Annotated in this window: 6 protein-coding genes; 2 read left to right on the forward strand and 4 right to left on the reverse strand. The window is 59.7% G+C overall.

All coding sequences use genetic code 11. From position 1 onward, the window contains the following. Both ACPYOJ_RS33450 and rpoZ read right to left on the reverse strand, forming a co-directional pair. Nucleotides 1–1,587, reverse strand: a 1,587-nt coding sequence (locus tag ACPYOJ_RS33450) for a RelA/SpoT family protein (RefSeq protein ID WP_481420084.1), incomplete at its 3' end; no start/stop codon positions are given. 120 nt (nt 1,588–1,707) lie between these two features. After that, nucleotides 1,708–2,112, reverse strand: a complete 405-nt coding sequence (rpoZ, locus tag ACPYOJ_RS33455; protein WP_168829013.1) for a DNA-directed RNA polymerase subunit omega — start codon at nt 2,110–2,112, stop codon at nt 1,708–1,710. Between the two features lie 295 nt (nt 2,113–2,407). Between rpoZ and ACPYOJ_RS33460 the strand changes: the two genes are divergently transcribed. Further along, complete coding sequence (locus ACPYOJ_RS33460; protein WP_168829012.1) at nt 2,408–2,989, forward strand: LabA-like NYN domain-containing protein; 582 nt, start codon at nt 2,408–2,410, stop codon at nt 2,987–2,989. Between the two features lie 128 nt (nt 2,990–3,117). Here ACPYOJ_RS33460 and smpB read toward each other — a convergent pair whose 3' ends face one another. Together smpB and dapA are read right to left on the reverse strand one after the other, a co-directional pair. Then, a complete protein-coding gene (smpB, locus tag ACPYOJ_RS33465; protein WP_168829011.1) occupies nt 3,118–3,597 on the reverse strand; it encodes an SsrA-binding protein SmpB in 480 nt (159 codons plus the stop codon). Between the two features lie 110 nt (nt 3,598–3,707). Continuing rightward, nucleotides 3,708–4,592 (reverse strand): 4-hydroxy-tetrahydrodipicolinate synthase, encoded by an 885-nt coding sequence (gene dapA / locus ACPYOJ_RS33470; RefSeq protein WP_481420085.1) that lies wholly within the window; start codon nt 4,590–4,592, stop codon nt 3,708–3,710. Between the two features lie 214 nt (nt 4,593–4,806). Here dapA and ACPYOJ_RS33475 point away from each other — a divergent pair. Then, nucleotides 4,807–6,838: lytic transglycosylase domain-containing protein (locus tag ACPYOJ_RS33475; RefSeq protein WP_481420086.1), on the forward strand; the 2,032-nt coding region annotated here is incomplete at its 3' end.

The following is a 6,838-nucleotide window of genomic DNA, read 5'->3' on the forward strand; positions in this document are numbered from 1 at the left end:
AGCCGCGATCGCATCTTCGACGTCCTTCTGGCCGAGGCGGTGCAGCGCCGGCTTCATCGCGTCGCGGGAGAATATCTTCCCCGCCCGGTCGAAAGTGCGCTCCAGAATGCGGTGGCCGAGACCAGCATATTGCTTGCGGATCGCCATGCGTGTGGCGCGACGGATGGCGGCGCGCGCCTTGCCGGTGACGACGATCTCTTCCCATGCGGCCGGTGGCACCTGCACGCCCGAACGGATGATCTCGACTTCGTCGCCGTTGTTGAGGCGGGTGACGAGCGGCATGATGCGGCCGTTGATTTTGGCGCCGACTGTCGTGTCGCCGATATTGGTGTGAACGGCATAGGCAAAATCGATCGGCGTCGCGCCGCGGGGCAGAGCAATCAGCTTGCCTTTCGGCGTGAAGCAGAAGACCTGATCCTGGAAGAGCTCGAGTTTGGTGTGCTCGAGGAATTCTTCGGGGCTGTCGCCTTCGGCCAGCGCCTCGATCGTATGCCGCAGCCAGGAATAGGCGCTCGATTCCCGCGAAAGAATATCGCCATCGGGCGTCGTTGCGCCGTCCTTGTAGAGCGCATGCGCAGCGATACCGTATTCGGCGATCTCATGCATGCGTTTCGTGCGGATCTGCAGCTCGATACGCTGGCTGGAGGGGCCGATGATCGTCGTATGCAGCGAGCGGTAGTCGTTCTGCTTCGGCGTCGAGATATAGTCCTTGAAGCGGCCGGGCACGACGCGCCAGCGGGTATGGACGATGCCGAGCGCGCGATAGCAGGCCGGGACATCTTCGACGATGATGCGGAAGCCGTACACGTCCGAGAGCTGTTCGAAGGACAGCGACTTCGACTGCATCTTGCGAAAGACCGAGTAGGGCTTTTTCTGCCGTCCCTTGACACGCGGATTTGTCAGGCCGTTTGCGACGAGCAGATCGCGCAGTTCGGTTTCAATCTTCTTGACCAGGCCCTCGTTGCGCTTGGAGAGTTCCTCCAGCCGCTTGGTGACGGTTTCGTAGGCTTCCGGATTGATGTGGCGGAAGGACAGCTCTTCCAGCTCATCGCGCATGTCCTGCATACCCATGCGGCCGGCGAGCGGCGCATAGATGTCCATCGTCTCTTCGGAAATGCGGGCACGCTTGTCCGCCGACATATGGTCGAGCGTGCGCATGTTGTGCAGGCGGTCGGCAAGCTTGACGAGAAGCACGCGGACATCGTCGGAAATCGCAAGCAAGAGCTTGCGCAGGTTCTCCGCCTGCTTCGCCTTCTTGGTGACGAGATCGAGCTTCTTGATCTTCGTCAGGCCTTCGACCAGCCGGCCGATGTCCTCCCCGAAGAGCTCGTCGATCTCGGCGCGCGTCGCCGTCGTGTCCTCGATCGTATCGTGCAGCAGGGCGACGGCGATGGTCGACTCGTCGAGATGCATGTCCGTCAGGATCGCGGCGACTTCGAGCGGATGGGAGATATAGGGATCGCCGCTGGCACGCTTCTGCTGCCCATGCTTCTGCATGGCATAGACGTAGGCTTTGTTCAGCAGAGCTTCATTGGCATCGGGCTTGTATTTCTGCACCCGCTCCACGAGCTCGTACTGCCGCATCATCCCCGGACTACTCCAATAAAAACAAAAGCGCGCCAATCACCGATTGGCGCACACAATGGCAATAATATGCCTTAGCAATAAAGGCGCAAGATTGACGATTGGTAATCGTCGCGCGCCTTATTAGTAGTCGTCGCTCTTTTCCGGCGGCACGAGGCCTTCGATACCGGCAAGAAGCTCTTCTTCCGACATCTGGTCGAAAGTGATCGTCTCCGGCTGATCGTCCTGCTCCTCGCCTTCCGCAGCAGCAACACCGCCAGCGGCGATGAGGCTTGCCGGATCGGGCTCGGGCTCATCGATCTCGACATGCTTCTGCAACGAGTGAATCAGGTCTTCCTTCAGATCGTCCGGCGAAAGCGTTTCGTCGGCAATTTCGCGCAGCGCCACGACGGGGTTCTTGTCGTTGTCGCGATCGATGGTGATCGAGGCACCCTGGGAAATCAGCCGGGCGCGGTGGCTGGCAAGCAGAACCAGCTCGAAGCGGTTCTCAACTTTGTCGATGCAATCTTCTACTGTGACACGGGCCATTGCCTGTCCTTTACGGTCGTGATTTCTGGATTGGCACGGCGATACAGCCAAAAGCCGGCGAATTCAAGTTTTTCGTGCACCGCCAGCCTTCTGTACGGCATCCCGCTAAAAATTTCACCGGTAATTCAGCAATTCCACCAGTAGTTGCTTGGAATATGCCGAATCGTGCCCTAAATCTTTTTTTATATGAATAATTCATAAATTAAGAATTATTCTCAGTCGTCAGATTAAGCCATTGTTTTTAAGCGATGTTTGGCGGATCAAATTTGGATTACTCTAATTGGATTGGGATGCGATGTTCGACCCACGCGAAAAAATTGCACTCTTCATTGACGGCGCCAACCTATACGCTGCATCCAAGAGCCTCGGCTTCGATATCGACTATCGTAAGCTTCTGAAGGCATTTCAGAAGCGCGGATATTTGCTGCGTGCTTATTATTACACCGCACTGATCGAGGACCAGGAATATTCCTCCATCCGTCCGCTGATCGACTGGCTGGATTACAACGGCTACAAGGTCGTTACGAAGCCCGCCAAGGAATTCACCGACTCCATGGGCCGCCGCAAGATCAAGGGCAACATGGATATCGAGCTGGCAATCGACGCGATGGAGCAATCGGAGACCGTCGATCATCTTGTGATCTTCTCCGGCGACGGTGATTTTACGACGCTGGTCGAAGCGCTTCAGCGCAGGGGCCGAAAAGTGTCGATCATCTCCACGATGGCAACGCAACCGCCAATGATCGCCGACGACCTGCGCCGTCAGGCGGATCACTTCATCGACCTGCTGTCCCTGAAGAGCGAGATCGGCCGCGATCCATCCGAGCGCCCGCAAAAGCCTGTCGAGGTGGCCCCCGTAACCGACTTCGAGGGATAATCCTCAACCGAACGCTGTGAAAGCACCACTTGGGTTGGCGCCAGCCATTCCAAGGCGCCGACTTGCAGGCATCTTCGGCTGTTGGTGCCGCCAAAAGGACGGAAATCGACCTTCGGCCTTTGCCGCGGTCAGCCGTTGCCCTTCAGCAAACGGCTCTTCTGACGGTTCCAATCGCGTTCCTTCTCGGACTCGCGCTTGTCGTGCAGCTTCTTGCCCTTCGCCAGGGCTAGTTCCATCTTCGCCCGGCCGCGGTCGTTGAAATAAATTTTCAACGGGATCAGCGTCATGCCTTCACGGTTGATGCCTGCGCGCAGCCTGTTGATCTCGCGGCTCGAAAGCAGGAGCTTGCGGCGGCGGCGCGGCTCGTGATTGAAGCGGTTCGCCTGCAGGTATTCCGGCAGGTAGGAGTTGATCAGCCAGATCTCGCCGTCTTCATCCGACGCGTAGGATTCCGCGATATTGGCCTTGCCTTCGCGCAGCGACTTGACCTCGGTGCCCTTCAGAACGAGCCCGGCCTCATAAGTATCGATGATTTCGTAGTTGAAGCGGGCCTTGCGGTTTTCGGCCACAACCTTTTTTACGACGCGCTGGCTGCCTTTGGGGGCCATGACTAATTCCAATTCGGCTACGGGCGCGCAAGACCGCGCCCCTTCTCTCGTCCTTATCTAGGGGAACAGCCGAAACTTGTGAAGGCGACGCAGCCGCCTTCCGCTTCGGGTCAGTTCAGAACGCCGGCGTGACGCATAGCGGCATCGATTGCCGCTTCCGTGGACGGTTCCAGCGCCGAGATCAGCGGTGAGCGTACGGTACGGCTCATGCGCTCCAGTTTCGAGAGACCGTATTTTGCGCCGCAGACGCCCGGCTCCATGAAAATCGCCTTGTGCAGCGGCATAAGACGGTCCTGGTATTCCAGCGCCTTCTTGTAATCCCCCGCAAGCGTTGCAGCCTGGAACTCGGCACAAAGCCGCGGCGCGACATTCGCCGTTACCGAGACGCAGCCGACGCCACCATGGGCATTGAAGCCGAGCGCTGTTGCATCTTCGCCCGAGAGCTGGCGGAAGTCCTTGCCACAGGCGATGCGCTGTTCCGACACGCGTTCAATCTTGCCGGTGGCATCCTTGACGCCGACAATGTTCGAATGCGCCTTGGCGAGCGCGCCCATCGTTTCCGGTGTCATATCGATCACCGAGCGGCCGGGAATGTTATAGATGTAGATCGGCAGCTTGACCGCCTCAGCGATTGCCGAGAAATGGGCGATCAGGCCCTTTTGAGTGGGCTTATTATAATAAGGTGTGACGACAAGCACGGCATCGGCGCCGGCCTTTTCGGCATGCTGGGCCAGCTCGATAGCCTCGCGCGTATTGTTCGATCCGGCACCGGCCATAACGGGGACCCGCTTCGCGGCGGCTTCGATGCAGAGTTCGACGACGCGTTTGTGCTCTGCATGCGACAGCGTCGGAGACTCGCCTGTCGTACCGACCGGAACGAGACCACTGCTGCCTTCCTTGATCTGCCAATCGACATGCGCGGCGAAAGCAGCTTCATCCACCTGTCCGGCATCAGTGAAGGGGGTAACGAGAGCGGGAATGGATCCCTTGAACATGCATAGCTCCTCACGGCCGGTATTGACGCCTTGGCCGCATTCCTCGAATATGGGTTGCGCACCATAAAGCCGCGGAACCGCGGCGACAAGCGCGCAGGGATCCATTTAGGGCAAATTCCGATACCAAATGTGAACGAATTTTACCGGCTTCGGTAAGGTTTCCTTAAGCAGCCTCTTGCGAGAGTTAGGGCATATTTTTCTTGCGAGTCTCCGGATGAAAAGAGCTGTCCTGATTCTCTCCGCCCTCGGCGTTACGGCCGCTGCGTGGAGCAGCATCGCATCGCCGCTTCCAGACGCGGGTGTACCAGTACCCGACGTTAGGCCGATCGGCTTCGTGCCGCAAACCTCGGTGCCGGAATCGATCATGACCGGCGCCATTCCGCGCAGCACGACCGTTGCGCCGGTCAGCGGAGACCTGAAGGCCGGATTGGACGCTCTTTCCAACAAGAACCCTCAGCAGGCAATCGCGATCCGCAACGCGATGGGCAACGGCACGCTTGACCGGCATATCCTGACTTGGGCAATCGCCACGTCCGGCGCGAAGGGCGTTCCGTCGTACGCGATTGCCGGGGCGGCACAGGAACTCAAGGGCTGGCCGGGGCTCTCCAGGCTGCGCGCCTATTCCGAGCGCGCGCTCTACGATGAAAACCCTGACCCGGCTGCGGTTCTCGCCGCTTTCGGCAACACCGCACCGGAAACGACCGCCGGCGCGATTATTCTCTCGCGAGCGCTGGTCTCGGCCGGCAGACAGACGCAAGCGGCAGGATATATTCGCAAGGTCTGGCGTAGCGAAGCGCTGGACAAGGCGACCGAAGACAAGATCCTGGCGGAGTTCTCCCGGCTGCTTGGCACAGCCGACCACAAAGCCCGCATGGACTACCTCATGTATCGCGGTCGGACGGCACAGGCAAAGCGCTTCGGCGACGCGGGACAGGCGCAATCGCTCTACAGGGCGTGGTCGGCCGTCGCCGCCAGCGCTTCGAATGCTGGTGCGCTTCTCAACGCTGTCGATGGAAAATGGTCCAATGATCCGGGCTATCTGTTCGCGCGAATCGAATATCTGCGCAAACAGGATAAATATGCCGAGGCGGCCAAGCTTCTGGCGGAAATGCCTTCCAAGCGCGACGAACTCGTGAATTCCGGCGAATGGTGGAACGAGCAACGCATCGTTAGCCGCGGCCTTGTCGACCAGGGCCAGTTCAAGGCCGCCTACCGCGTTGTGGCTAATCACGTCGCCACAAGACCGGCGGACGTTGTTGAAGCAGAATTCCACGCCGGCTGGTACGCCCTGCGAGGACTGCAGGATCCCGCTACCGCCGAGACACATTTTCGCAAGATTCTTCAGGTTTCGAGCGGTCCGATCTCCGCTTCGAGGGCTTGGTACTGGTTAGGCCGCGCCGCGCAAGCTGGCGGCCAGGGCAAGTCCAGTGAGTTCTACGCAAAGGCAGCAAGCTTCCCGAGCACCTTTTACGGCCAGCTGGCGGCCGAACGGCTGGGGCGCAAGACGCTCAACGTCTCCTATCCGTCGCCGAGCGAAGAAGATCGGCAGCGCTTCCAGTCCCGCGAAGCCGTGCAGGCGATTTCGCGCCTTGAGGCCGCCGGGCATGGCTGGCGCGCGGCAAGCCTTTATCTGGCGCTGGCCGACCAGCTTCAAAGCCCAGGGGAATTGGCAATCCTCTCGGCACAGGCAGAGCGCTCCGGCGACCATCACCTTTCGCTGCAAGTCGGCAAGATCGCCTACTCGCGAGGCATCGATGTCGCCGCCCTCGCCTTTCCGGTCGGCGTCATCCCCCCGAACGCGAATATCTCCGGCTCCGGCAAGGCGCTTGCCTATGCGATCGCCCGCCAGGAGAGTGCCTTCAATCCCGCCGCTGTTTCGGCTGCTGACGCGCGCGGCCTTCTGCAGTTGCTGCCCGGAACTGCCAAAGCCGTGGCCAAGCGCCACAACATCGCCTATTCGAAGGACAAGCTGACGGCGGATGCCGGCTACAACGCCACGCTCGGCGCGCACTATCTCGGCGAGCAGATCGACGCTTTCGGTGGTTCCTATATCCTGACCTTCATCGCCTACAATGCCGGGCCGAAGCGCGTGCCGGAATGGATCGGCCGCTATGGCGACCCGCGCGGCAAGTCCATCGATGAGATCGTCGACTGGATCGAGCGCATCCCCTTCCCCGAAACGCGCAATTATGTGCAACGCGTCATGGAGAACTATGAGGTCTACAAAGCGCGGCTGGGACAAACGC

The organism is Rhizobium sp. SVR5-9E, assembly GCF_056755095.1.